This window comes from Solibacillus sp. FSL W8-0474 (assembly GCF_038004065.1).
In the GTDB taxonomy this organism is placed as follows: domain Bacteria; phylum Bacillota; class Bacilli; order Bacillales_A; family Planococcaceae; genus Solibacillus; species Solibacillus faecavium.
In genome coordinates, this window is the sequence record NZ_JBBOQJ010000001.1 from 2715543 (window position 1) to 2739403 (window position 23861).

The window sequence follows — 23861 nt, forward strand, 5'->3', positions numbered from 1 at the left end:
ATATTTCCCTATATAGTGAAATTGAGAGCAGCATTATGTTATAGTAGAATCTACTAAATTTTTATTGTATGGAGGTTCATCATGGAGACGAAAAGAATATCGCTGCATCGTGCACTATCTGAGTTAAAAATGCTTGGTGAACGGATCCAATCGGCTACGTACCGCGTAGTGCTGGCTCGAGCAAACCGAAAAAGCAACGAAAAAATTGAAGGCATGTCAATTGATGAATACAAAAAAGAAATGCAAGGTTCGTATGACAAAGTCACTAGTCTTATTCAATACCGCAATAAACTAAAAGCACTCGTTGTTGAATCAAATGCTAAAACAATCGTTAAAATTGGAGCAAATGAAATGACAGTGGCTGAAGCAATTGAACGTAAACAATCAATTGCATATGAGAAGGATTTACTGAATCATCTACGCCGCCAATATTTTGAAGCAATCGACGAAGTAACAGCTGCGAATGAGGCCCTTCCAGAAAAGCTTGAAAATTACCTTATTAATATTTTGGGCAGCAAGGAAAAGCAATCATCCTCAGACGAAGTGAAGCTTCATACTGATACTTTTATGAAGCGCAATGAATATGAATTGATCGACCCGATGCAAGTAAAGAAAACCATTGACGAGCTTGCAGCGAAAATCGAGGAATTTGAGTCAGAAGTAGACGCTGTATTATCAGAATCAAATGCCACAACATTTATTGAGATCTAACTAATAATTTGCATAGCGTAGCGAAAACAGTAAACGGATCGGCGCTCGTGCTTTGACTGTGTGCGAGTTGAAACAACCAAACAGTCACTCAACCTACAATTAATAGATGAATTTTTAATAGAAAAGTTCAAAGTATAAAGGTCAAAGCTGAAATATCAAAATTCAAAGCTCTTAACTTTTAAAGCTCAATGTTCAAATGATAAAGCTCATTCAAATCCTGGAGTATGGTTTAGGTATGCCGATTCATGACCGTCTGTGGCTCCACCAGGCAGCTATTGTTGTGCACAAATAAGCCGAATTCGCTTTCTTAGCGAATTCGGCTTTTGTTTTACTTACCCTTTTACCGGTGCTCATTTTTCCGTCCGAATAATTATGGATAACAAAAAAGAAGCAGTCAATTGCAACTGCCTCCCTCAAAATTTAATAGGACAATCTCATTTTCATCATACCAGTACTTTTCTGCTCTATCTATGTATGATAAAAAATCTTCGTAGCGTCCTGTCCAATTTTCAGGTACAAAATCCTCGTAGGAAGCTGGTTCTGAATAAAGAGAGTACAGCTCTCTTTTATCGAAATTTACGAATAAAGAAGGCATAAAACTATAAAAAGTGTCCTCTTTCGTTTCAGTAAGTAAATTTAACTTAAGCCTTTCTCTTAATTCTTTTGCTGAAACAGCATACTTTGCCATTCTTGGCGCAAATTCTGCATATGAATCCTCATCTAATATATCTATGCCTTTCCTTTCATCATCTTCTTCGATAAATGGACCAGTATATGCAATTCCCATTTCTTTAAATTTCTTTTTATATGCCTCTTCTAGTTTTTTTCTATCTAAAAACCAAATATCTTTTTTGGAAACATACCATTTGAAATGATTATTAATTAATATCCCTACAATAATATTCTCAAGTGCTTTAGGTACTAATAACATGTGTTTCAACTCCGTCTATTGATTCGTCCATTTTCGGCATGCATCTATTCATTCTATCTAAGACGTATAAAATTAAATAAATTGCTTGGTTGTTTGCCAACACTTTTATTGATTTCAACTTTTAATATTCTTCTTAAATTTCGCCGATACACTACTTCGCGAACAAATTTATCAATTAGAAATACAATATGACATTTTTAAAGTAACTCCACTCCAACTTGTTTATAAAATTTAACTTTTAATTTTTCTTCTTCCCCCACATGTATTACCATAACTTTGTCATCTTTTTTTATACTTGTTACATTATTTAAATCCCCTGTAAATACTATAGAATCATTAAATGTAATACTTAGACTACTCGTTTGTTGATATACTTCTAAGGTTAAAATCACCTTGAAATTTTGGTCATCTTTGTAAGTATAAATTAATTCTCCATCGACTATATTACCTGATATACTAACCGGCTCACTTTGAAAAAGTTCTAATAGATCGTATTCATCATACTTTATAGACATTCGTCTTCATCCTTTTATTGATTATTTCGGTATAACTGTAATAACATCGCCTGATTCATTTATAATTAGTAACTACACCTTTTTCAATAACTACTCGGACAGAACTCTCAAAATCTCTCATAACAGTTGAGTTTACAGGTGTCTGATAAAGTGTGACTAAATTTCGTGCATCTTTTCGAGAGCCATCTAACTGGCCGCTGAGACCAAAATTACTTAAAGGTTGTTGACCGTTTTATAAAGACCAGGGAGGGCAATATTAAGGTTACTTACTGTACTTTTTGGCATACAGTAAATCGGATTCACTTGGTTCTGTTTTTTGTTCCATAATATTTCCCTCAACGTCGTACTTTTTAAATGTCATCTCACGTCCGGCAATACATTCAGACTCATACTTTTTAGCCCCGTTTTCATAAAACTCAACCTGATAGCCGTCTGCAGAGCTTTTATCCATATTCCCTATTAATTTTATATTACCATTCAGAAAAAACTCCACATACTTACCTTGTTTAACACCATTTTCTACATAGAAATAACTCTCTATATTTCCATTTTCATAAATATCGTAAGCTATGCCCGTAAACAATTTTTCTTTGTTATCATCAGTATACTCTACTATACCTAAATTATAAGGTCCCCCGTAACCTAAATGATTTTCAAACTCTACTCCGTTCTGTATTATATATTCTTTCGTTAATATATCATTTAACATTTTTTAAAACCTCCGTGATTATTTCAAATCCTTAAGTGTTTCACCGCGTAAATTAATCCTTTAATTCAATTCTTCTGGAGTAAATTCCCCATATTTATTTTATTACGTAAATAATCTATTCAATTATTACCCGTACCCTTATCAACAACCTCCCCCACTTTACTATCTACAATTTTATCGATCGCTTTCGGGATTTTCAAAAACTTTTCCTATTGAGATGAAGGATGCTAACGCAATTCCTTTATCAAGACCCAAAGCATTTTTATCAGCTAGCGTGTTCACATCGTCCAATAGTAAGAAATCCAACAAGCCTTTTCTGACTTTTGTAGCGCCATTTCCGACGTCTCCTAGGAAATTAAGAAAACCATTCCCCTCATCTTTCACATTATCTACTGTTGTAGCTGTAGCGGAAAGCTCTTTTGCGACTTCTTTTTCTTTTTGCTTCATAAATGAAACGAAATTTGTTGAAACCATTTCGCCGCTGAGACCGAAAGTACCTAAAGGCTGCTGACTATTTTGATAAAGACCAGGGAGTGTGTACGGATTCGCTCCTCCGATTCCTCCAAGATTTAATAGTGGATTCATATTAATCACTTAATCCAACGATTGCGTTCGATAGGCCAGTTCAATCATTAACGGATTCTGACTAGCGAATGACTTCCATTGTTCTGCCGGGAAGTTAACATCGGTATGAATATTGAAAACATAAAAAAGCACTCGTCGCCTAATATAGACAATCAAGTGCTCATAGTTAACTCTAACCATATTTCCTGTACATTACTGCACTGGACCCATAAATTCAGTAATAATACGAATATGTTCCTTCAATTTGACTTTTTTTAGATTCTCTACTTTTTCTGCTCCACCTAAACCTAGCAAAGGTGTATAGCCAAAGCAGTCATCATACTCTGGTTCATTATATTTTTCTATTGCTTCTGGATAAGGAAGCCAATCTAAAGCCTTCTGTCTAAAAGCCTCTTCCTCTAAAAATCTTAGAAACAAGGAGTATTTTGAAGCTACAACTTTTGTTTTACCTTTTCGGTAGTTTATTGTTACAATATAGGATTCTTGATTTTCATCCTTTTCAAAAAGTATTAGATCACCCATGGATGTACTGAAAATAGGTATTGTCCCTTTACTTCTTAAATAAGACTCATTTACTAAAGAGCTGAATTCATCAGGGTTTATTATTTTTAAGTATCCATTCATAATTGTACCATACCCATATGATTTCCATACTTCAATTAAAGCTTCTGGGACCATATTCTTATATTTATTAATTGTATATTCCTCAACTTCACTTACTTTTTTAAAATCTTTAAATAAGCTCAAATTGTTAACCTCCTGTGTAAGCTTAACATTTAAATAAGTATTCTTTCGCTGATCAGATGTCAATGATTTAGTTAGTTCACCTATTTGTTCATCGACAATATCAATTCTATACTTCCATTGTGATCCAATTGATGAATTTATTCTTTTATCTCCCATACCTCCAATATTTATCGGTTTACCTCCAGCTATTTGGTCAGGATTATGGAAGGCTGCTTGCGATTTCAACCAACTACTTGCATTTTTCTCCGCTTCTTCCCACGACATACCATTTTCGAACAATTCTTCTATCTTTTTATTTAATGCTTTTTCTCGAGCTGCTTGTTGGGCAGCGTTACCTTCAATTGCACGCCCTTGTTCAATATACTTCTCACGATTTTTCAAATACTCATCAACCGTAAGTTCATTCATACCTTTTTCTTGGTCTTTCAATTGTCTTGCAAATTCTTCGGAGTCATGTTTATCATTTCTTTTAAAATTAACTTCAACTTCTTTTATTCTTGGTAAATGCTTTATATTCCCCTTACCAACACCCTCATCCAAATCACTCTTCATAACAACCTCACCCACGTTACTATCAACAATTTTATCAATCGCTTTCGGGATTTTCAAAACTTTTCCTATCTCTCTAGAATATCCAAATAATCGTCTTAGGAATTTTCGATTCAAATATTGGGTAAAAAAATATAAAAACCTTGAAAGACAATGTAGTCAATCAAGGTCAATAAACTAGAAAATTACAATATTGATTCTCTTCTTAAATCAAAGATATCTATTTCTTCCTGTTCAAATAATTCTTCTAATGTTTCTGTTCCTTTTTCTTGAGCAAATAGATATTCATTCTCAGATATTGGAACAGCTAGCAGCCAAGCCACTTTTTTGTTTGGAAATTCAATTGTATTTAAATCTTCCCACAAGAAAGGTGACACAAATAACACATGTTTCATTTCAGTATTGGGATAATACATCTTTATTATATCTCGAAATACTGAACCATGGGAAACTGAAAATTTTGAGTTAATAATACAAAATGCACAGCTTGCCAATATATTAGGATATTGCTTATAACCTGTTGCTATTGCGCCAACTATTTCTATTCGCAAAGGCGTTTTTTCAACAGTCAATTCAATTGAATGGTCAGATAGTCCAATAGTTGAGTATGATGATACACCGTCAAAGGGTCTATTAACCGTTGAAAGCATATCAATGTTACTGACATTATTTTCGTCCCAGTATTTTGAGACACAAGTTTTACCCCCAAAAGCATGTAGAGCTGTCTTTGCAATTATTTTATTCTCATTAGAAATACTCAAAGTAAACCTCCTTATCCATCTTTACAATTTTTATCTCTGAAATAATCGTCGATCAGTCTTTACTTTTATGGCTTGAAGATGGTAATTCAGGTCGGCAATGGTCTGGATTATTGTGTTCATCTAGAAACTCTTAGCCTCAAATAGGGCTTATAAAGTTTAGCTTTACTATCAGAATAAAGAGTGATGTATTCGACACTCCGTATCATAAAATAATCATGGGATAGCGTCCCATGGTTTAAAAAAATTATAGTTTATGAATTTTCAAATCACATTTATCTTCTTCTGCCATATCCATCGCTGTTCGTATCACTTCAAAGAATGTTTTCCCATCCGTTGTTGCATAATAGTTCGCAAGATTAGTTACTTTGGAACTTATTTTATCCCCCCACGGAGGTTCTTGTGATAAATCATCAATATCCCATATAACATGTTCTTGAGAGTGTTTTGATAATTTCTGTTCAATTTCATTTAAATTAGATTTTGCAACAGAAACATCATCCCAATTTAGTGTGTCATTATACAACTCATTCATAATTAAAGGGTATTTTGTCCCCCATCCTTCTTTTTCTAAATGATATGAGATTGTTGAAAAGAAAGAATGTACAAAATCGCTATGACCTAATTCGTAATAAAAACAATCTACTAATATTCCTACTGTCATCTATATTTCACCTCTAATCTTGATAATGTATTTCTTTTAGTCTTACTCCGTTAAACAAAAAAGGCGTAAAACCACTCAAAGTATGTTTTATTCTATCTATAAATTATCTCCACCTCCAGTTAATTTCCCCTACCAGGATAAACTGCAGGTATGTATATACCCTTTTTCCTATTTTTATTATCGATAATATGCCAATTACTATCATTTAACCATTCTTCGTTAAAAATATTTTCATTAAAATCTTTTTCCTCATCAACAATCGCTGCAAAAAAATCGTTGAATTTGTCGATATTTTTCGAAGGGTTAATCTGAGCATTAATCCACATTCCCTCAACACTAATATTGCATATATCTCCTAAAACTCATTTAAAAAGTATAGTTTCAAAATTCTCACTCCTTTGACGTAACCTTAATATATTTGATTGGAACTTCCCCTTTAATCAAATTCTCATTATCCCTTTTAGTCCAATTTCCATCTGTTTTGTCTCTAAATTTAACACCTCTATTATAATTGCTTAAATTAACTTCATACTTCTTGCTATTAATTTTGTATTCAACTTCAAATTTTGAAGGACGGGAAGAATTAACTTTATAAATAGGTTCAATTTTAACTTCAACTGTTTTGCCTGATTCTAAAGCCTTTTTCCAAGAAGTTTTAAGAAATCGAACAAAATTTTTTCGACTTTTGTAGTGCCACTTCCGATATCTCCTAAGGAATTAAGAAAACCATTCCTCTCTTCTTTCACATCATCTACTGTTGGGACTGTAGCTGAAAGCTCTTTTACGACTTTTTTATTTCGTTGCTTCATACCAAATACTTTCGGAATTTTCAAAACTTTTCCTATTGGGAGGAAGGATGCTCCGGCAATTCCTTTATCTAGTAATGATGCATCTTTATCAGCGAGCGTGTTCACATCGTCCAATCTACTGTTGGGGCTGTAGCGGAAAGCTCTTTTGCGATTTCTTTTTCTTTTTGCTTCATAAATGAAACGAAATTTGTTGAAACCATCGCACCGCTGAGACCGAAAGTAACTAAAGGCTGCTGACCATTTTGATAAAGACCAGGGAGGGTATACGGATTCGCTCCACCGATTCCTCCAAGATTTAATAATGGATTCATATTAATCAATTGATCCAACGATTGCATACGTTAGGCCAGTGCAATCATTAACGGATTCCGGGGTGAGAAGGATTGCCAGCATTCTACCTGGAAGTTAACACTCGCCAGGAATATTGAAAACAAAAAAGCACATGTCGCCTAAATTAGACACTCAAGTGCTTAAAAATCTATTTGTTTTCCTTGTTAATTACTATGAAAACACTTTATTAGCTGAAATATTATTTATTAGTCATTATGTCTTATTGTATATAGAGATTATCCTCCCAAATCATTCTCTATTAATTGTTTTCTAATTTTATGGGTTTCTATATCTGCTAATCTAACGGGAATAGGTAAACGACTCATATTATTAATACAGTTCAGAACAATTTCAGTACTTGTTTCTATGTCAATCCAGTTCCCACAGGAAATAAAAATGGGTTTTACATTTTCTGTTGTTCTTAAAGTTCGACCATATATTTCATTATTAATTACAATATTGGTATAAGATCCTTTTATATTTTTTGGCATAATCGAGTCTACACCTTGGATTTTAAGATAACTTTTTGCCACACCAATTGTTGGTTTCTTTAAATACATTGAAGCATGAGTAGCAATTCCCATATGACGATAATGTAAATACCCATTTCCATCAAACATATATAAATCAGGTTCATTAGATAATTTCTTCGCAGCTTCAAGTACTAAAGGCAACTCACGAAAAGCGAGGAAGCCTGAAATATAAGGAACATTTATTTCTCCATAACTATATACTTTTTCGACAACTTCCTTTGTAGAATAATCAATCATAACAATACAGCATGTACCATACGTCGTGTTATTTACATCCCAATAAGCTAGATCTACTCCCGCAATGGTTTTGATTTCATTAACGTCAAAGCTATTCTCAAGATTTACTTTGGGTAACAATTCATTCTGAATATTGGTTAATTCATTTATCAATTTCATATTATTTAAATCTACCTTTTTCATTGAGTATCACTTTTAAAAAAAGATTCAATCACTTTTAAATCTGTTTCTGTAGGAGAAAGTTTTTGTTTTATGATACGACCTTCAGTATCCCATTCTATATAATGAAAAGCTATACCAAATTTATATTCTCTTTCAAATTTTAATTCTCCACTTTCATACCAGATTCTTTCGGTACCATTACTTTGTCCATGAATTAAATTTTTCTCTGATTTTAAATTGCCATTTTTATAAAACTCTATTAACTCTCCCTCTATAAAACCTTTTACATAATTTGTATAGTATATCAAGTTACCATTATCATATAATTCATAAGCTAAACCGGTAAAAGGTTTCCCATTCTCATCCTCAGGATTATCTAAAACTTCATCACTGTAGGATGTAAACCATAACTCTTCGTCAAAGTTAGTCCCATGTTCCATAACATATTCTTTACTTAATATATCAATTTGATTTTCCAATCTTTTTCACCTCTGAACTAGATTCAAATCCTTCAGTAATAAAATTACAATGTGGACAGGTTGGCATCATCATAGCTGCCGATTTTAATTTTTTACCAGACCGTACTACATGGGTGATAAAATTTGAAGTACTCGCTTGTGGGTTTGCAAGTACCGCTTGATTTAATGAGTAAACTTCCGCGTGAGATCCTGCCCCATACGTAAATGTATATCCTTCTTTAATATTTTTTGGCATATTGATAATCCGTTGTTCTATTAAATGGTGTAACTCTTCTGGAATCTTACCTGAAGTATTATTGATTCCAAAGTAATACTTACCTGTTGTTTTATCAAAAGTTCCAGCTACCGCAGGCCCCATCTATCTTTTTATAAATACAATTAGATATTATTTTAAAATTTTGTTTTTTCGCCTCATGCTTTATATTAGTCAATATGATTTTCTCGTGTTCTTGGTTCTTTTGATTTTTGCTCATGCCTCTTGCTCCATCCATTTTAAACGTCACTATTTACCAATTGAATATTATACTCTCTTAATTGAGTATTAATCACCTCGAAAAATTTTAAGTAATTCTCGGTTGCTTTATATTTAAACCTTACATCAATAACATAATATTCAAAAACTCTGTCTGGATAGTTATCTGAATACTGATTTGATTCAATAAAGCCTATATATGCATTAATTTTATCTTGCAAAAGAGTTAAATGTTCCGATTCATTTTTCCAATCCAAATGATCTGCAAGCATCAATATCAAGCCTTCTCCGTCCTTGCTGATACCCATAGCATCAATCTTATTAGTTTCTAATATAGACATAATGTTCTCCTCTCTAATCCGGTCTGATAATCTCAACTTTTGTAGGAGATATAGGAGTACCACCTTTAAAGTTTCCTTTTCCTACTACGTTGCCCCCACCACTTTGTAGTTCAGGGAATCCTTTTACTTGATTTTTAGTTAATGGTGCTGTAGTTGATGATTTATATTCTTGAATTACTATATTACCAGTGGATTTATCAGTACCTATTGCATCAACTCTAATTTTTGTCCCTTGATTTGTTTTTATAGTTACTTGTTCTACTATATAATCTGCAGTTTTCTCAAACTCTAGTAATTGTGCTTCTTCAAAAGCTCTTCCTTTCGCCCGATTCTGAGCTAATATATCAGCCTTCTTACGACGCTCAACATCTTCACCCCTAGGCTTACCAACAACCTCATCTACATCACTCTTCTTAACAACCTCACCCACGTTACTATCAACAATTTTATCAATCGCTTTCGGGATTTTCAAAACTTTTCCTACTGGAATGAAGGACGCTAACGCAATCCCTTTATCAAGACCCGAAGCATTTGCAAATGTACCAAAAATAGAAATTACTAAGGAAAGATTAAAACACCTGATTCCAAATTAGGTAATCAAGTGTTTATTGTTAATTCTATAACATACTCCCGAATATTACTGAATTGGTCCCATAAATTCAGTAATAATAAGAATATGCTCCTTCATTTTGACTTTTTTTAGATTCTCTACTTTTTCTGCTCCACCTAAACCTAATAGAGGGGTATAACCGAAGCAATCTTCATAAAATAGTTCTCCCCAATGATCCACAGCTTCAGGATATGGTTTCCACTTTAAATACTCATTCCGAAATTTTTCTGAATCCACACTTTTGAAAAAATACAAAAAGTTTGGCATAACTGTTTTAAGTACTCCATATCTAAAATTAAGCAATCTTACATAACCGTCAGCCCATAATACTAAATCTCCCATACCAGTAGCAAATAACACTATAGAATCCTTATATCTTTGACTACACTCTTGTAAAATATCAATGTACTCTTCTGGGTTAACACTTTTAAAATATCCTTGCATAAATGTTCCAAATCCATATTCCTGCCACAAGTCTATTATTTCTTTTGGAACAAGGTTTTTATATTTTTCTATTATTTCTTTAGGAACTTTACTGTGTGTCTTAAAATCATTTAATGTTTTCTCCATAAAAAAATCTCCTTAGTATGTCAGTTTAACATTTAAATAGGTACTTTTTAGTTGCTCAGGTGGCATATTTTTTGCCATTCCCCTTATTTGTTCATCAACAATATCAATTCTATATCTCCATTGGGAACCTATTGAAGGGGCGTTACTACTACTGCATTAAACTTATGAGTTTGTTCTGGTCCGTTAATTGATTCATAAGTATCCCCCGGATTAACCTTATTGTTTTTTACCAATTATCAATTCCTTCTTGAAATATGTCTATTAAATAGTCATCAAATGTATTATATCGCGGGTGTAAATCTATCCCTCCCCTTTCCAAACTATATATTCTGTCATCATTAATATCTGCACAATACATACATCTAGCAAATTCTCCCGAGTCCTCTAAAACAATTAAGTTCATGCCCAACCCTAATTTTCTCCATCTCTCTGTTGCATCAACTACAGATGCTCCTAAATTACCCTGAACACCTTCAAGCTCAACTCCACATATTCCTCCCGAACCATATTTTTTTATAAAATTGCGATAACTTAGAGGGAATTTAACTTTAAGTTTTTCTTCAGCCTTATTAATATATTCTTCTGATATTTCTCCAAAAAAATCATCTTCTTCACCATAATTTTCGATCATCTTTATAATTCTTTCATCCATAAATTAACTCACTCCTATTCGACTTTCCTAGTGCCTTCGGATTATTAGGTACATAATTTTTATCAATCTCAATTTAGTAAACTCTTCTGGATACATCTACTTCCTTTCCACTAACTTTAACTGTTCCAATATTAAAAAATCCAACAAACCTTTTCCGACTTTTGTAGCGCCACTTCCGACGTCTCCTAGGAAATTAAGAAAACCATTCCCCTCATCTTTCACATTATCTACTGTTGTGGCTGTAGCGGAAAGCTCTTTTGCGACTTCTTTTTCTTTTTGCTTCATAAATGAAACGAAATTTGTTGAAACCATCGCACCGCTGAGACCGAAAGTACCTAAAGGCTGCTGACTATTTTAATAAAGACCAGGGAGTGTGTATGGATTCGCTCCTCCGATTCCTCCAAAATTTAATAGTGGATTCATATTAATTACTTGATCCAACGATTGCGTACGATAGGCCAGTGCAATCATTAACGGATTCTGACTAGCGAATGATTGCCATTGTTCTGCCGGGAAGTTAACATCGGTATGAATATTGAAAACATAAAAAAGCACTCGTCGCCTAATATAGACTATCAAGTGCTCATAGTTAACTGAATCCATAAATTCATAAAGTAGCTGTACTCCAACTTGTTTATAAAAATTAACCTTATTTCTCTTCTTCCCCCACTATAATTTTCATAGCTTTTTTTATTCTTGTTATATAATTTCTTGATGGTACAACCAACAAGAGTTTTTGATTTTCTTTAATTTCATTTATAATTCTTGCTAATTATCTATCTTAAAAATCTTCTTCCCAAGCTTCTTTTGCATCAAATAACCTTTGTGATAAAAACTCATAAAAATTTTCTGCCGAATTATAGTCATCAAGGCCTCCTTGCTTATTCCACGCTATTACTGGGCATTCATTATTATTCTCCACATTGCTTGTATCCAAACAATAAGCATATTCATCTATATCTTCAATAACTACTAAATTCTCACTCATTCCTAAATCCCTATAACGCTTCGTTTCTATAACAACAGTAGCAATATTAGACTTAGCCACTCCTAAAATATCTACGTGCTTTAATTTCCTCTTCTTGATATTTCAAGCTAAATCCATCTCTTGGCTGCCCTTGAGTTGAGATTCGTATATACCCAACAACGTTCAACTTTTCACCCTCCCGTTAAATAAATTGTAATTTTGGTAACGCTTTTTTAACGAATAGCGAGTATTATACGACCGTCTTTAGTAAAAATACAACCCAAAATGCAAAGGCAATAAAACAACTCTCTTTCACTTTACCCATTGTTTATCGTCACAAGCTTTGTCGTTCTCGTTAGTTTGTTATCCAATCCTTGTCATAACTACCCATGCTATGTAAAATGTCATCTCACCAAATTATCACACTTCTTCCTAGCCATGTATTAAAATAAAACGCCTTGATGGTACTACCATCATGAGCTCTCGATTCTCAAACGAATCATTTTCTTATTGTCTCACTCAAATATCAGCTGATTTAGTATAAATTAAAGTAAAAAACCTTGAAAGGCATTTGCGCCAATCAAGGTTCTCATATTTTTCCTTATGAAAGTCCCCAAACACTTAACTCATAAAAATATTCCGTTCGTTCAATACAAACCAAAATTAAAATCTTCTGCAATTAGGAGAAAATCTCCATATCTAACTGAAAACTTTGTTAACTCAATAATTTCATTTAAGTGACTAAATACTTCATTAACATTAACCAACACTGCTTCTATTTTATTTTCTCTAAAAAACGTAACAGACTATTTAAATTTTTCCAAACTATAATACGGATTAGAGATATTCTCGCCTACTTCATCTATTGTTTCCTGTATTTCATCTAGGATTGATTTATCTATATCCTTATACTGTTCCAGTGATTCTTTTATTTTATTAAAGCAAATTTCTAGACCGAGATTTACTACAATAGAAAGAATAATATCTACTTCATCATAGGAATCTGTATTCCATAATTTAGAGAGAGTTCTATCAATATCATTTCTTATATCACTTCTTAATAACTCGTATGTCATAACTTGCCTGTCTGTAAGTTGATTAAGTATTAATAAAAAATCATTTTTTTCAATTTTATTATTTCTAAATTGATCTAATACATTTTGAAACAATGATATTAGTGTTTCACTTGGTATTCTATCAGGTAGATTCTTAATTTCATTTATATCCATATTTTATTTCCCTTCTATCGGGATATGAACCTCATTTAAAGATTGATTTTTTGTCCATGTTCCATCTGATTTTAGCTGTTTATTTCCGATTTTTATCTGTGCAGTCCATCTTGAACCTGATGCTGATCCTGGATATTTGCTTGCCGCTACAGGGTCTGGAGAATGCCATCTAATTATAGCCTTTTGTCCATCGGCAAGTGTAAATTCATACTTTGCACCATCAGTAATAGTATCGGTTGGTTTAAATGAATTTGGAATATTCGAAGGAATCATTGATTCCAGATTAGACATACTAACTTCTCCATTTTTCAGTAGATTTTGAGCAGTATGTCTGGCCTGATCTCTGGTCTTATTTCCGATATTACCCGTACCCTTACCAACAACCTCATCTACATCATTCTTCTTAACAACCTCACCCACGTTACTATCTACAATCTTATCAATTGCTTTCGGGATTTTCAAAACTTTTCCTACTGGAATGAAGGATGCTAACGCAATTCCTTTATCAAGACCCGAAGCATTTTTATCAGTGAGCGTGTTCACATCGTCCAATAGTAAGAAATCCAATAAACCTTTTCCGATTTTGGTAGCGCCACTTCCGACGTCTCCTAGGAAATTAAGAAAACCATTCCCCTCATCTTTCACATCATCTACTTTTGTGGCTGTAGCGGAAAGCTCTTTTGCGACTTCTTTTTCTTTTTGCTTCATAAATGATACAAAATTCGTAGATACCATCGCACCACTCAGACCGAAAGTATCTAAAGGCTGTTGACCGTTTTGATAAAGACCAGGGAGGGTATACGGATTCGCTCCTCCGATTCCTCCAGGATTAAATAGTGGATTCATATTAATCACTTGATCCAACGATTGCGTACGACTTGCCAGTGCAATCATTAACGGATTCTGGCTAGCGAATGACTGCCATTGTTCTGCCGGGAAGTTAACATCGGTATGAATATTGAAAACATAAAAAAGCACTCGTCGCCTAATATAGACAATCAAGTGCTCATAGTTAACTCTAACCATATTTCCTGTACATTACTGAACTGGACCCATAAATTCAGTAGTAATAAGAATATGTTCCTTCAATTTGACTTTTTTTAAATTCTCTACTTTTTCTGCTCCACCTAAACCTAATAGAGGGGTGTAGCCAAAGCACTCATCATAATCCAACTCACCATATTGTTTAAGAGCTTCGGGATAAGGTTGCCAAGACAAATCTTCATCTTTAAATTCCAAGTCATTAATATTTTGAAAGAAAAATTCAAATGTAAACATAATTGTCTTTACCACACCATACCTGTAATTAAGTAGTCTAACATATCCATCTGACCAAATAACTAGATCACCCATACCTGTAGCAAACAACACAACTGAATCCTTGTATCCTTGACTGCTCTCCCCCTAAATTTCTTTAAATTCCTCTGGATTTACACTTTTAAAATACCCTTGCATAAATGTACCAAATCCATAATTACTCCATAAATCTATAATTTCATTTGGTACCAGTTTCGTATATTTTATAATCATTTCACTCGGAACTTTTTTATACGATTTAAAATCTATTAAATATTTTTCCGTTTAAACTCCTTAAACTAATAAATTTTTACTCCAAGGAAACAAACAAAATGCTTTAAGTGCACCTTGAAAACGAAAATTCTTCCATATTTAAATTTCAAGAATATGAGCTAACTAAATCTTTCTCTAATTTTAAAAATTCTTCAAACCTTTTTACCATATCTGCTATTGTAGTTGGGACTTCTTGAGGCATATAATTTATGAAACTCACCATATCTTCTGGATAATGATGACTTTCATAAAACTCGGCTATTTTATTTAATAATTCATTATCTTCTTTACACTCTTCTTTTATTTTAGATAAACAAACAAATCGAAGTTTTCTATTCTCAGCTATTAAAAATGCGCTATTTTCATCTAATTGTGGGAAATAAATGTCCTTTATCTCCAACATCACTTTATTTAAATCTTCAATAGATATTCCCCATGCAAGTTCATTAACAAACTCATTATCATCACCATTTTCCATCAACTCTACCGCATAGTCAGAAATAGCCTTTTTACTGAAGTAATTTTCATTGATTCCTACAAAAATAGTTTTCCAATCATATTTAATATTTCTATTTTTTAAATCTGTTAAGTTCATATTTCTCATAACCTACTTTTTTGGAATTTGATTTGGTTTACCAGTTATTTCTCCATTTTCTATGAACCTCCTGTGGGTCACATTACCGTTTGGCTCTACAATCCATTCAAACACACCTTTTTTTCCATTATTACTTCCTATTATTTGATATAGTTCCCTCTCAACTTGGTCCCCACCAACTAATGGAAACTCCTTTGCAAATCTTGAATAATTATCGATAACATCAGAAAAACCATGTTCCTTTGCTACATGGGGGAATTCCCTCACTATAATAGGTTTCCCTTTTTCATCTCTTCCCCAAACTGGCTTTAATTCGTCAACCTTCTTCCCACTTCCAACTCGTTTTCCATCTAAAACCGATCCTTCAAGTTCTTCTATTACTTTAGAATTAACTTTGCTGACTTCTTGACCAACTGTACCCTTCCCAACAACCTCATCAACTTCACTCTTTTTAACAACCTCGTCCACGTTACTATCTACAATTTTATCAATTGCTTTCGGGATTTTCAAAACTTTTCCTATCGGGATGAAGGATGCTAACGCAATACCTTTATCAAGGCCCGAAGCATTTTTATCAGCGAGCGTGTTCACATCGTCCAATATTAAGAAATCCAACAAACCTTTTCCGACTTTTGTAGCGCCACTTCCGACGTCTCCGAGGAAATTAAGAAAACCATTCTCCTCTTCTTTCACATTATCTACTGTTGTGGCTGTAGTGGAAAGCTCTTTTGCGACTTTTTTATTTTGTTGCTTCATAAATGAAACGAAATTTGTTGAAACCATCGCACCGCTTAGCCCGAAAGTACCTAAAGGCTGCTGACCATTTTGATAAAGACCAGGGAGGGTATATGGATTCGCTCCTCCGATTCCTCCAGGATTAAATAGTGGATTCATATTAATCACTTGATCCAACGATTGCGTACGATAAGCCAATGTAATCATTAACGGATTCTGACTAGCGAATGACTGCCATTGTTCTGCCGGGAAGTTAACATCGGTCTGAATATTGAAAACATAAAAAAGCACTCGTCGCCTAATATAGACAATCAAGTGCTCATAGTTAACTCTAACCATATTTCCTGTACATTACTGAACTGGACCCATAAATTCAGTAATAATAAGAATATGTTCCTTCAATTTGACTTTTTTTAAATTCTCTACTTTTTCTGCTCCACCTAAACCTAATAGAGGAGTGTAGCCAAAGCACTCATCATAATCCAACTCACCATAAAGAAAAATTCAAATGTAAACATAATTGTCTTTACCACACCATACCTGTAATTAAGTAGTCTAACATATCCATCTGACCAAATAACTAGATCACCAATACCTGTAGCAAACAATACAACTGAATCCTTGTATCTTTGACTACTCTCCCCCTAAATTTCTTTAATTTCCTCTGAATTTACACTTTTAAAATACCCTTGCATAAATGTACCAAATCCATAATTACTCCATAAATCTATAAATTCATTTGGTACCAGTTTCGTATATTTTATAATCATTTCACTCGGAACTTTTTTATACGATTTAAAATCTATTAAATATTTTTCCGTTTAAACTCCTTAAACCAATAAATTTTCACTCCAAGGAAACAAAATGCTTTAAGTGCACCTTGAAAACGAAAATTCTTCCATATTTAAATTTCAAGAATATGAGCTAACTAAATCTTTCTCTAATTTTAAAAATTCTTCAAACCTTTTTACCATATCTGCTATTGTAGTTGGGACTTCTTGAGGCATATAATTTATGAAACTCACCATGTCTTCTGGGTAATGATGACTTTCATAAAACTCGGCTATTTTATTTAATAATTCATTATCTTCTTTACACTCTTCTTTTATTTTAGATAAACAAACAAATCGAAGTTTTCTATTCTCAGCTATTAAAAATGCGCTATTTTCATCTAATTGTGGGAAATAAATGTCCTTTATCTCCAACATCACTTTATTTAAATCTTCAATAGATATTCCCCATGTAAGTTCATTAACAAACTCATTTTCATCACCATTTTCCATCAACTCTACCGCATAGTCAGAAATAGCATTTTTACTGAAGTAATTTTCATCGATTCCTACAAAAATAGTTTTCCAATCATATTAATATTTCTATTTTTTAAATCTGTTAAGTTTACATTCCTTTGGAAAAATTAAAGCACCTGATTCCTAATAAGGCAATCAAGTGCTTGTTGTTAATTCTATAAAATACTCCTGCCGTTCTCGTGTGAAATATAAATCGAGTAATATATACCTTGGTTTTCTATATTGTTCATTATAACCAATACCATATGTCAGCTAACTATCATGAGATTAATTATAAAAGGAAAAGAAAAACTCGACAAGGTACGAGCACCTGATTAAGGTTTAGTGAATTATTTTGAGAACTGTTCTACTAAAAATGTGTAGAAATTTTCATATTCATATATTCCATCCTCATCATCTTGCTCCCAGTCTATAACAGGACATTCATTGTTGTCTAACCTTGAAGTATCAAGACAATAAACACCAGATCCGTAGTTCTGTATTACAACGAACTCCATTGGTAAACCATATTCTCTCCATTCTTCCGTTTCTCTTACACAAGTTGGCACCTCGCGAAGTCCACCTCCAAAGATCTCTATCCCAAAAACTCCTCCAGTTCCATATTCTTGCAAAAACCACTTATAACTTTCCGGCAATTTCACATTAAGTCTTTCCTCAATGTCACTTATTTTACTCTCCTCTAAAGCCCCAACAAAAAACTTTTTAGGTGCGTTATTTATTAATTCAATGACTGCCTCTTTATTCAAAGCTATCATCCTTCCTTATTTATTTGGATCCTTAAGAAGTTCATCTGACCGCCATTTCCAATACTCTCCCCGAAAATCATTATATTTTTGATCTAAGTCTGGGTCACTCCTAAAACTACGTTTTTTTCTCATTTTCCTTTCTCTTCTAATCTCTGAAATTTCATCTATAGATTTATTAGCATGTGAAGCTATTTTATCAATAGGCTTAACCCTTTTAAATTTATTTTTTTCTAAAAGTCCATGAAGAATTCGATAGTTTTTCTGATGTACTGTTTGATGAATCTCTAACATTGGTCCAGGTTCCTGTTGTAGTATATGATGCAAATTGATAGCTTTACCATCCTTACCTAAAGGTGCCCATCCCATTTGAGCCCTCTCTAAATTCGTAAGACCTTTATCAGGATCAACCATGTTCCAATCAATATCATTCCTTTGATAAACCCTTCTTCCTTGATATTCTACAGGAGAATACACCTTACTTCTGAATTCAAAATTTTTAGCTTTACTAGTACCCTTACCAACAACCTCACCCACGTTACTATCTACAATTTTATCAATTGCTTTCGGGATTTTCAAAACTTTTCCTACTGGAATGAAGGATGCTAATGCAATTCCTTTATCTAGTAATGATGCATCTTTATCGGCTAGCGTGTTCACGTCGTCCAATATTAAAAAATCCAACAAGCCTTTTCCGACTTTTGTAGCGCCACTTCCGACGTCTCCTAGGAAATTAAGAAAACCATTCCCCTCTTCTTTCACATTATCTACTGTTGTGGCTGTAGCGGAAAGCTCTTTTGCGACTTCTTTTTCTTTTTGCTTCATAAATGATACAAAATTCGTAGATACCATCGCACCACTCAGACCGAAAGTACCTAAAGGCTGTTGACTGGTTAGATAAAGACCCGAAAGTGTGTAAGGATTCGCCCCTCCGATTCCTCCAGGATTAAATAGTGGATTCATATTAATCACTTGATCCAGCGATTGCGTTCGATAGGCCAGTGCAATCATTAACGGATTCTGACTAGCGAATGACTGCCATTGTTCTGCCGGGAAGTTAACATCTGTTACCCCTTCTGTCATCATCGTTTCTATGTTGGTAATCCATGTTTTCATGTGCATCATGTCTGTTTGAATTGTCGTTAATGCATCTGTTTGGGATACGTCAAATTCAATCAGTTTTTCAACGGTTTCGTCCCGATGTCGTTTCGCGTCATGTACACCCAGATGGACTTCACTATCATCCAGTTTTGGCAAGCTCACGATATCTGACACTTGGTCCATGATATTATTGGCTTCGTCTGTCAGCTCTTCTGTCACTTGTTTGGCTCGGTTTAAGCCTTGCTCGATTTCGCCTTCTAATGCTGCTTGGCGAATAAAGCCTGATGAATCCGGTTCAAGCGATGAAAGGGCTGTTTTCATCTCTTGAAGAACACTAGTAAAGCTATTTTTAAAGGTATTGAAAAATGTGAGGAATGGCAAATGGCAACTCTCGTAATATGCACGTAATGCTTCTCCACCTTGACCTTTTAGCGATTCTTCTAATTGTGTGAGACCTTGAACAGCACTTTCAATTTGTTTCATTTCACTTTCCAGGCGGGTTAACTGACTAACAGTTCTTTCAAGTCCTTGCTGAAACTCATTTACATCCAATACCTTCAATTTATCACCATCTTTTTAATAGTTCCATCTAAATTGGCCAACCATTAATTATTAATTACCTTACTCCTACACTCATTTCCGCATATACTGTACCAGAATGGCTGCGCTTGTACTCCACAAAGATTGGGCTACTTTGATTAAAATTATTTTTTTGTAAGTGTTCCACTAGCTCCCAGTACTTCTCCTGAGACTGCGCATCAAATTCGTTCGTAATCCTTGTCATAAGCATGCGATTGACTGAAAAATAGCTTCTAAAATTGACATCTTCAGCAGCTTTCAAATCCGAAACATTGCTTTCCTCTATAGAACGGAATATTTCAGCTGTCATTACAGGAGCAGTAGGATCACTAATAATAGAAAAGAACATCGTGTCTTGAATATGAAAACCATTGTTTGAGAGAATTTGATCAAAATCCGCAAAAGCCAGATCAATTTCTTCTGGCACGAAGTTATAATATTTAGAAGCTACATTCCGGTAAGAAATTTGGTGATTTTCTACAATCATTTCACTTCGCTCCATTCTTTTAACGGGACGTATAAATCAATTAAATATTCTCCGTAAACATCCAATAGTACGCAAATGAATGAATTATCTACTGATATATTCTCAGTTGCTGCATAACTTTTGATTTTCTGGATAGCTGTACTAAAATCTTCCTCTTCCTGTGCCTGGCGCATTAATAGCGCTTTTTCTATACTAAATTGGTGGATATATTCAAAATCTGTAATACCTTCTTCAAATTCCACGGCATCATTTATCGGTAAATAATATGTGAACAGGCCTTCATTATCTTTTTCTTCTTCATAGGAAAAAAATACAGGACCATTTTGATACACTTCATGATTTAATGGGAAATCTTCTAAAATCTTAATCCCTTCTAGCCAATTTTCTTTTTTATCTCTTACTTGAAATGTAATTAAATGATCGAAATGTAAGCTGCGAATATCCATTAAATCCAGCCTCCTAATTATGTTTAACTTTTCTATTATTTTTAGCTACTCTTTCCGTGTACAAATAGCCACTTATATCAAAATTAAAGCTTTTAAAACGAATTTTACAATAAAGAATAACGAGCTGTTCGGGCAAGACAAAAATCAATGTGTAAAAAAGACCAAATGGTAAAAAAACAAACATTACTGTATCAAAGAAATCAGAAGATCCCATTTTCATTACGTATTGGATAATAAAAACAAGACTAATACTGCCGATTATTGCAATAGGGATATAAGATTTCGTTTCAAATTTTCCGCGCATTTCATCACTTTTAGATCCTTTGCGATAATAACCTTTCTGAAGGAGTATATAAAATCGAATAAACGTTGCGAGAAATAATAATACACCGATCGTAAGTGTAATCCATGTTAAGTTAACTAGAGATTCAACTGTTGCATCATCACTTTCTCCTAGATAAAAAAGCGCAGATAGGTAGAAAAAAACGGTGAAATTTTGAGTGACTATAATAGATAAGAAATACTGTACCTTCTCCGCTCTTTTAAAAACAGCTGGTATCGCAAAAACAACGGATAATAAAATTAAAATTGCTGTCAACCACATATGGATTGTTTGAATACTTTCGAAATTTGGATAGATTGTGTACTTACCAGCAACATAATAAGTAAGATAAAATACCAATGCCTGTATGAACATACCTAATATCAACACAGTAGCTAATGAATTTGGGCTTTGTCTACCAGATTCCAGCGGTCCTCTTAATACAGCGAAATCTTCTTCTGATAGTTTTTTTAACATGAGGTGAAGCCTCCTATTTTTAACGGAACCAGCCCTTTATTTTATCCATGGCCGATTCCCCTGTTTCTTTATCTTTTTTATTTAACAAACCATTGATAAATATACCAGCTGTAACACCAATTGCAGTCCCAACACCGGGAATAGGAACAGCTGCAGTGAAAAGTGCAACACTGGCAGCCTGAACCGCACCGCCGACTGCTGTATCTATCGCTGTATCTCTTATGGCACTCTTATGCAGGTCTCCGCCTGATAACCCGGCATCTTTCGCATTATGATAGTTAGCATAATAGTTGAATCCGGCTGAAATGGGCGCTAATCCTTTTGTAATTCCTTTTGTAAAACCATTCGTGAAGATACCTTTCACATCTACAATATCTTTAAATGATTTCCCGGCACCCGCCGCTGCTGCCTTACCGACAGTTTTTGCCTTTTCAGTAATACTTGCTTTATCATTCCAGTACTTAAGGGAAGAGTGGTCCTTTAATGCGGCTTCTCCCACTTTTGACCAGCCGGATTGCCCCTTCTTTTGTGTGCCGAATTTTAAAATTGCACTGTTATTAGCTTGCTGCTGATGGTGTTGCGGCTTCCATGGTTTGTCCCCTTTTGGTAGTTTATAATTTAGCTCTCTTAACGCTCTTGCATCTGGAGTAACCCTCAAATAGTGAAGTGCCTCTTTACTAGCACGTAAACGGTAAGCAGGTCGACCAGTACGTGTATCACGTACTAACTCCATTTTCAAACCACCCTTTTTACCCGCCATAAACATTCCAAAGCTTTCAACTGCTCCATTTAAAGCCGTATTAAATCTCCTAAAATTACCTGTGTCTTCCTTATATCCCATAATTGTTTCATCAGCTGATGAGACATTACCGGTCTGCTCTCCAGGTGCCCCTTCTGTTACTCCATCTAATGGGTTGGTTCTACTCGTTAACCCCGTAAGAAGCGCTGTCGTTGAAGCATACTGTGCCCAAAGCTCTTTAGGGAAATTCACATCTGTTAAGCCTTCCGCTATCATCGTTTCCAAATCTTTAATCCATGTATTCATTGCTAAAAAGTCACTCTCAACAGCTGTCAGAGCGGACGTTTGGCTATTGTCAAATGTATTTAGATCTTCTACTGTTGTATCGCGATGCTTTTTTGCTACCTGAATTTCATTATGAACTTCGGAATCATTTAATTGCGGAAGCGATACAATATCTGAAACGCTACCTATTATTGTATTTGTTTCATTTGTTAGGCTTTCTGTAATTTGTTTTGCATTGTTCAAGCCTTGCTCCACATTATTTTCAAGGAATGATTGTTGAATATAACCATTACGATCAGGTTCTAGGCTATCAAGTGCTGACTGCATTTGCGTAAGAATATCCTGGAAATTGCCTTTAACTAAATAGAAAAATTGCAAAAAGGGCACATGACAGTCCTGATAATATGCTCGTATTGCACTGCCGCCTTGCCCCTTTAATGATTCCTCAAGCTGAATTAGCTCTTGAAGGGATGTTTCAACTGTTTTCATTTCTGTCTCAAGTCTTGTTAGCATAGTTAGATTTCGTGAAATACCACTGTGGAAATTACTCGAATCTAGTATTTTCATTAATCTATTAGCCTCCTCGGACCAGAAACGGTGCCATTAATATTCGTCGAAATACGTTGATCCTGCTCCTTCATATATTGAACAGAATTTCTTGTAGTCTGAATATTATTTTGCAGCACCGCTTGGTAACTTGTTAAGATTTGCTCTAATTGTATAGAGAGCTCGTTTAACTTTGTTACTACATCTAATGTATTTCCTTCAATTGGAAGTTCTGCAGTAGGCTTAAGTGATGAAGCTGCATTTTCAATCACAGATAGCTGTTCTTCTACATCCGCATAGACGATTTTCACTTCATTTGACAAATGTACTCTCTCCTTTCTAATGGAATCTAGACATTACTCCTACCATT

Annotated in this window: 33 protein-coding genes and 8 pseudogenes; 1 reads left to right on the forward strand and 40 read right to left on the reverse strand. The window is 34.1% G+C overall.

What is annotated here, in order from left to right:
• Positions 1 to 81: 81 nt before the first annotated feature.
• Entirely contained in the window at positions 82 to 711 is a 630-nt protein-coding gene (locus NYE67_RS13690) for a hypothetical protein (RefSeq protein ID WP_014823221.1), read from the forward strand.
• Positions 712 to 1105: 394 nt separating this feature from the next.
• On the opposite strand, the gene NYE67_RS13695 is transcribed toward NYE67_RS13690, so the two are convergent.
• The 40 genes and pseudogenes from NYE67_RS13695 to NYE67_RS13880 form a co-directional block, all read right to left on the reverse strand.
• The gene (locus tag NYE67_RS13695; RefSeq protein ID WP_340730284.1) at positions 1106 to 1642 is read right to left on the reverse strand and encodes a hypothetical protein; all 537 of its coding nucleotides are present in this window, start codon (positions 1640 to 1642) and stop codon (positions 1106 to 1108) included.
• A 197-nt stretch (positions 1643 to 1839) separates the two neighbouring features.
• A complete protein-coding gene (locus NYE67_RS13700) occupies positions 1840 to 2157 on the reverse strand; it encodes a hypothetical protein (RefSeq protein WP_340730285.1) in 318 nt (105 codons plus the stop codon).
• A 262-nt stretch (positions 2158 to 2419) separates the two neighbouring features.
• The gene (locus NYE67_RS13705) at positions 2420 to 2866 is read right to left on the reverse strand and encodes a toxin-antitoxin system YwqK family antitoxin (RefSeq protein ID WP_340730286.1); all 447 of its coding nucleotides are present in this window, start codon (positions 2864 to 2866) and stop codon (positions 2420 to 2422) included.
• A 174-nt stretch (positions 2867 to 3040) separates the two neighbouring features.
• On the reverse strand, positions 3041 to 3460 hold the full coding sequence (locus tag NYE67_RS13710; RefSeq protein ID WP_340730287.1) for a hypothetical protein: 420 nt from the start codon (positions 3458 to 3460) through the stop codon (positions 3041 to 3043).
• Between the two features lie 183 nt (positions 3461 to 3643).
• On the reverse strand, positions 3644 to 4198 hold the full coding sequence (locus tag NYE67_RS13715) for a T6SS immunity protein Tdi1 domain-containing protein (protein WP_339262605.1): 555 nt from the start codon (positions 4196 to 4198) through the stop codon (positions 3644 to 3646).
• A 27-nt stretch (positions 4199 to 4225) separates the two neighbouring features.
• Positions 4226 to 4750: pseudogene (locus tag NYE67_RS13720) on the reverse strand (polymorphic toxin type 15 domain-containing protein); the annotation flags it as partial.
• 182 nt (positions 4751 to 4932) lie between these two features.
• A complete protein-coding gene (locus tag NYE67_RS13725; protein WP_340730288.1) occupies positions 4933 to 5508 on the reverse strand; it encodes a suppressor of fused domain protein in 576 nt (191 codons plus the stop codon).
• 11 nt (positions 5509 to 5519) lie between these two features.
• Positions 5520 to 5638 (reverse strand): annotated as a pseudogene (locus NYE67_RS13730) (hypothetical protein); the annotation flags it as partial.
• A gap of 114 nt (positions 5639 to 5752) precedes the next feature.
• Positions 5753 to 6169, reverse strand: a complete 417-nt coding sequence (locus tag NYE67_RS13735) for an immunity 70 family protein (RefSeq protein WP_339213302.1) — start codon at positions 6167 to 6169, stop codon at positions 5753 to 5755.
• Between the two features lie 119 nt (positions 6170 to 6288).
• Positions 6289 to 6495 (reverse strand): hypothetical protein, encoded by a 207-nt coding sequence (locus NYE67_RS13740; RefSeq protein ID WP_339213304.1) that lies wholly within the window; start codon positions 6493 to 6495, stop codon positions 6289 to 6291.
• Between the two features lie 64 nt (positions 6496 to 6559).
• Positions 6560 to 6775 (reverse strand): hypothetical protein, encoded by a 216-nt coding sequence (locus NYE67_RS20810; protein WP_445683386.1) that lies wholly within the window; start codon positions 6773 to 6775, stop codon positions 6560 to 6562.
• Positions 6776 to 6801: 26 nt separating this feature from the next.
• Positions 6802 to 7092, reverse strand: a complete 291-nt coding sequence (locus tag NYE67_RS13745) for a hypothetical protein (RefSeq protein ID WP_340728589.1) — start codon at positions 7090 to 7092, stop codon at positions 6802 to 6804.
• Positions 7080 to 7307 (reverse strand): hypothetical protein, encoded by a 228-nt coding sequence (locus NYE67_RS13750; RefSeq protein ID WP_340730289.1) that lies wholly within the window; start codon positions 7305 to 7307, stop codon positions 7080 to 7082. The genes NYE67_RS13745 and NYE67_RS13750 overlap by 13 nt, the downstream gene beginning before the upstream one ends.
• A gap of 237 nt (positions 7308 to 7544) precedes the next feature.
• Positions 7545 to 8261, reverse strand: a complete 717-nt coding sequence (locus NYE67_RS13755) for an endonuclease V (protein ID WP_340728591.1) — start codon at positions 8259 to 8261, stop codon at positions 7545 to 7547.
• The gene (locus NYE67_RS13760; protein ID WP_340730290.1) at positions 8258 to 8719 is read right to left on the reverse strand and encodes a toxin-antitoxin system YwqK family antitoxin; all 462 of its coding nucleotides are present in this window, start codon (positions 8717 to 8719) and stop codon (positions 8258 to 8260) included. Before NYE67_RS13760 ends, NYE67_RS13755 begins: the two co-directional genes overlap by 4 nt.
• Entirely contained in the window at positions 8703 to 9077 is a 375-nt protein-coding gene (locus NYE67_RS13765; protein WP_340728593.1) for a YwqJ-related putative deaminase, read from the reverse strand. Before NYE67_RS13765 ends, NYE67_RS13760 begins: the two co-directional genes overlap by 17 nt.
• A 134-nt stretch (positions 9078 to 9211) precedes the next feature.
• Positions 9212 to 9532 (reverse strand): DUF6572 domain-containing protein, encoded by a 321-nt coding sequence (locus tag NYE67_RS13770; RefSeq protein ID WP_339213312.1) that lies wholly within the window; start codon positions 9530 to 9532, stop codon positions 9212 to 9214.
• Positions 9533 to 9545: 13 nt separating this feature from the next.
• The gene (locus tag NYE67_RS13775) at positions 9546 to 10004 is read right to left on the reverse strand and encodes a toxin (RefSeq protein ID WP_340728594.1); all 459 of its coding nucleotides are present in this window, start codon (positions 10002 to 10004) and stop codon (positions 9546 to 9548) included.
• A 165-nt stretch (positions 10005 to 10169) separates the two neighbouring features.
• Complete coding sequence (locus NYE67_RS13780) at positions 10170 to 10712, reverse strand: T6SS immunity protein Tdi1 domain-containing protein (protein ID WP_339213316.1); 543 nt, start codon at positions 10710 to 10712, stop codon at positions 10170 to 10172.
• Between the two features lie 12 nt (positions 10713 to 10724).
• A pseudogene (locus NYE67_RS13785) lies at positions 10725 to 10850 on the reverse strand (polymorphic toxin type 15 domain-containing protein); the annotation flags it as partial.
• A gap of 88 nt (positions 10851 to 10938) precedes the next feature.
• Positions 10939 to 11364: an SMI1/KNR4 family protein gene (locus tag NYE67_RS13790; protein WP_339213318.1), complete on the reverse strand. Its 426-nt coding sequence runs from the start codon at positions 11362 to 11364 to the stop codon at positions 10939 to 10941.
• 96 nt (positions 11365 to 11460) lie between these two features.
• The gene (locus NYE67_RS13795; RefSeq protein ID WP_340728596.1) at positions 11461 to 11649 is read right to left on the reverse strand and encodes a hypothetical protein; all 189 of its coding nucleotides are present in this window, start codon (positions 11647 to 11649) and stop codon (positions 11461 to 11463) included.
• A 69-nt stretch (positions 11650 to 11718) separates the two neighbouring features.
• A complete protein-coding gene (locus tag NYE67_RS13800) occupies positions 11719 to 11967 on the reverse strand; it encodes a hypothetical protein (RefSeq protein WP_339213322.1) in 249 nt (82 codons plus the stop codon).
• A gap of 178 nt (positions 11968 to 12145) precedes the next feature.
• A pseudogene (locus tag NYE67_RS13805) lies at positions 12146 to 12427 on the reverse strand (SMI1/KNR4 family protein); the annotation flags it as partial.
• A gap of 1 nt (position 12428) precedes the next feature.
• A pseudogene (locus tag NYE67_RS13810) lies at positions 12429 to 12518 on the reverse strand (recombinase family protein); the annotation flags it as partial.
• Between the two features lie 460 nt (positions 12519 to 12978).
• Complete coding sequence (locus tag NYE67_RS20815; protein WP_445190571.1) at positions 12979 to 13101, reverse strand: YxiF family protein; 123 nt, start codon at positions 13099 to 13101, stop codon at positions 12979 to 12981.
• Positions 13102 to 13137: 36 nt separating this feature from the next.
• Positions 13138 to 13560: a hypothetical protein gene (locus NYE67_RS13815; RefSeq protein ID WP_339213324.1), complete on the reverse strand. Its 423-nt coding sequence runs from the start codon at positions 13558 to 13560 to the stop codon at positions 13138 to 13140.
• 3 nt (positions 13561 to 13563) lie between these two features.
• Positions 13564 to 14538: a hypothetical protein gene (locus NYE67_RS13820; protein WP_340730291.1), complete on the reverse strand. Its 975-nt coding sequence runs from the start codon at positions 14536 to 14538 to the stop codon at positions 13564 to 13566.
• Between the two features lie 60 nt (positions 14539 to 14598).
• A pseudogene (locus NYE67_RS13825) lies at positions 14599 to 15126 on the reverse strand (T6SS immunity protein Tdi1 domain-containing protein).
• 109 nt (positions 15127 to 15235) lie between these two features.
• Positions 15236 to 15724: a DUF2247 family protein gene (locus NYE67_RS13830; RefSeq protein WP_339213328.1), complete on the reverse strand. Its 489-nt coding sequence runs from the start codon at positions 15722 to 15724 to the stop codon at positions 15236 to 15238.
• Positions 15725 to 15736: 12 nt separating this feature from the next.
• On the reverse strand, positions 15737 to 16627 hold the full coding sequence (locus tag NYE67_RS13835) for a WXG100 family type VII secretion target (protein WP_340730915.1): 891 nt from the start codon (positions 16625 to 16627) through the stop codon (positions 15737 to 15739).
• Positions 16628 to 16810: 183 nt separating this feature from the next.
• Positions 16811 to 17229: pseudogene (locus NYE67_RS13840) on the reverse strand (T6SS immunity protein Tdi1 domain-containing protein).
• 141 nt (positions 17230 to 17370) lie between these two features.
• Positions 17371 to 17828, reverse strand: a pseudogene (locus tag NYE67_RS13845) (DUF2247 family protein).
• A 267-nt stretch (positions 17829 to 18095) separates the two neighbouring features.
• A complete protein-coding gene (locus tag NYE67_RS13850; protein ID WP_339213344.1) occupies positions 18096 to 18512 on the reverse strand; it encodes an SMI1/KNR4 family protein in 417 nt (138 codons plus the stop codon).
• Between the two features lie 15 nt (positions 18513 to 18527).
• A complete protein-coding gene (locus tag NYE67_RS13855) occupies positions 18528 to 20171 on the reverse strand; it encodes a T7SS effector LXG polymorphic toxin (RefSeq protein WP_340730292.1) in 1644 nt (547 codons plus the stop codon).
• Positions 20172 to 20226: 55 nt separating this feature from the next.
• Positions 20227 to 20691: a DUF5085 family protein gene (locus NYE67_RS13860; protein WP_340730293.1), complete on the reverse strand. Its 465-nt coding sequence runs from the start codon at positions 20689 to 20691 to the stop codon at positions 20227 to 20229.
• Positions 20673 to 21122 (reverse strand): biotin carboxylase, encoded by a 450-nt coding sequence (locus NYE67_RS13865; protein WP_191700473.1) that lies wholly within the window; start codon positions 21120 to 21122, stop codon positions 20673 to 20675. The genes NYE67_RS13860 and NYE67_RS13865 overlap by 19 nt, the downstream gene beginning before the upstream one ends.
• A gap of 13 nt (positions 21123 to 21135) precedes the next feature.
• The gene (locus NYE67_RS13870) at positions 21136 to 21921 is read right to left on the reverse strand and encodes an ABC transporter ATPase (protein WP_191700474.1); all 786 of its coding nucleotides are present in this window, start codon (positions 21919 to 21921) and stop codon (positions 21136 to 21138) included.
• 19 nt (positions 21922 to 21940) lie between these two features.
• Positions 21941 to 23512: a ribonuclease YeeF family protein gene (locus NYE67_RS13875; protein ID WP_340730294.1), complete on the reverse strand. Its 1572-nt coding sequence runs from the start codon at positions 23510 to 23512 to the stop codon at positions 21941 to 21943.
• Entirely contained in the window at positions 23512 to 23814 is a 303-nt protein-coding gene (locus tag NYE67_RS13880; RefSeq protein WP_191702800.1) for a YwqI/YxiC family protein, read from the reverse strand. The genes NYE67_RS13875 and NYE67_RS13880 overlap by 1 nt, the downstream gene beginning before the upstream one ends.
• Positions 23815 to 23861 lie beyond the last annotated feature (47 nt).

What these genes read in the sequence shown, in the direction of transcription:
- NYE67_RS13795 (WP_340728596.1), bottom strand. Translation starts at nt 11,649, where the DNA reads ATGAAGCAAAAAGAAAAAGAAGTCGCAAAAGAGCTTTCCGCTACAGCC.
- NYE67_RS13870 (WP_191700474.1), bottom strand. Translation starts at nt 21,921, where the DNA reads ATGTTAAAAAAACTATCAGAAGAAGATTTCGCTGTATTAAGAGGACCG.
- NYE67_RS13860 (WP_340730293.1), bottom strand. Translation starts at nt 20,691, where the DNA reads ATGGAGCGAAGTGAAATGATTGTAGAAAATCACCAAATTTCTTACCGG.
- NYE67_RS13700 (WP_340730285.1), bottom strand. Translation starts at nt 2,157, where the DNA reads ATGTCTATAAAGTATGATGAATACGATCTATTAGAACTTTTTCAAAGT.
- NYE67_RS13770 (WP_339213312.1), bottom strand. Translation starts at nt 9,532, where the DNA reads ATGTCTATATTAGAAACTAATAAGATTGATGCTATGGGTATCAGCAAG.
- NYE67_RS13705 (WP_340730286.1), bottom strand. Translation starts at nt 2,866, where the DNA reads ATGTTAAATGATATATTAACGAAAGAATATATAATACAGAACGGAGTA.
- NYE67_RS13755 (WP_340728591.1), bottom strand. Translation starts at nt 8,261, where the DNA reads ATGAAAAAGGTAGATTTAAATAATATGAAATTGATAAATGAATTAACC.
- NYE67_RS13790 (WP_339213318.1), bottom strand. Translation starts at nt 11,364, where the DNA reads ATGGATGAAAGAATTATAAAGATGATCGAAAATTATGGTGAAGAAGAT.
- NYE67_RS13830 (WP_339213328.1), bottom strand. Translation starts at nt 15,724, where the DNA reads ATGAACTTAACAGATTTAAAAAATAGAAATATTAAATATGATTGGAAA.
- NYE67_RS13690 (WP_014823221.1), top strand. Translation starts at nt 82, where the DNA reads ATGGAGACGAAAAGAATATCGCTGCATCGTGCACTATCTGAGTTAAAA.
- NYE67_RS13815 (WP_339213324.1), bottom strand. Translation starts at nt 13,560, where the DNA reads ATGGATATAAATGAAATTAAGAATCTACCTGATAGAATACCAAGTGAA.
- NYE67_RS13695 (WP_340730284.1), bottom strand. Translation starts at nt 1,642, where the DNA reads ATGTTATTAGTACCTAAAGCACTTGAGAATATTATTGTAGGGATATTA.
- NYE67_RS13765 (WP_340728593.1), bottom strand. Translation starts at nt 9,077, where the DNA reads ATGGGGCCTGCGGTAGCTGGAACTTTTGATAAAACAACAGGTAAGTAT.
- NYE67_RS13800 (WP_339213322.1), bottom strand. Translation starts at nt 11,967, where the DNA reads ATGGATTCAGTTAACTATGAGCACTTGATAGTCTATATTAGGCGACGA.
- NYE67_RS13875 (WP_340730294.1), bottom strand. Translation starts at nt 23,512, where the DNA reads ATGAAAATACTAGATTCGAGTAATTTCCACAGTGGTATTTCACGAAAT.
- NYE67_RS13780 (WP_339213316.1), bottom strand. Translation starts at nt 10,712, where the DNA reads ATGGAGAAAACATTAAATGATTTTAAGACACACAGTAAAGTTCCTAAA.
- NYE67_RS13865 (WP_191700473.1), bottom strand. Translation starts at nt 21,122, where the DNA reads ATGGATATTCGCAGCTTACATTTCGATCATTTAATTACATTTCAAGTA.
- NYE67_RS13735 (WP_339213302.1), bottom strand. Translation starts at nt 6,169, where the DNA reads ATGACAGTAGGAATATTAGTAGATTGTTTTTATTACGAATTAGGTCAT.
- NYE67_RS13740 (WP_339213304.1), bottom strand. Translation starts at nt 6,495, where the DNA reads ATGTGGATTAATGCTCAGATTAACCCTTCGAAAAATATCGACAAATTC.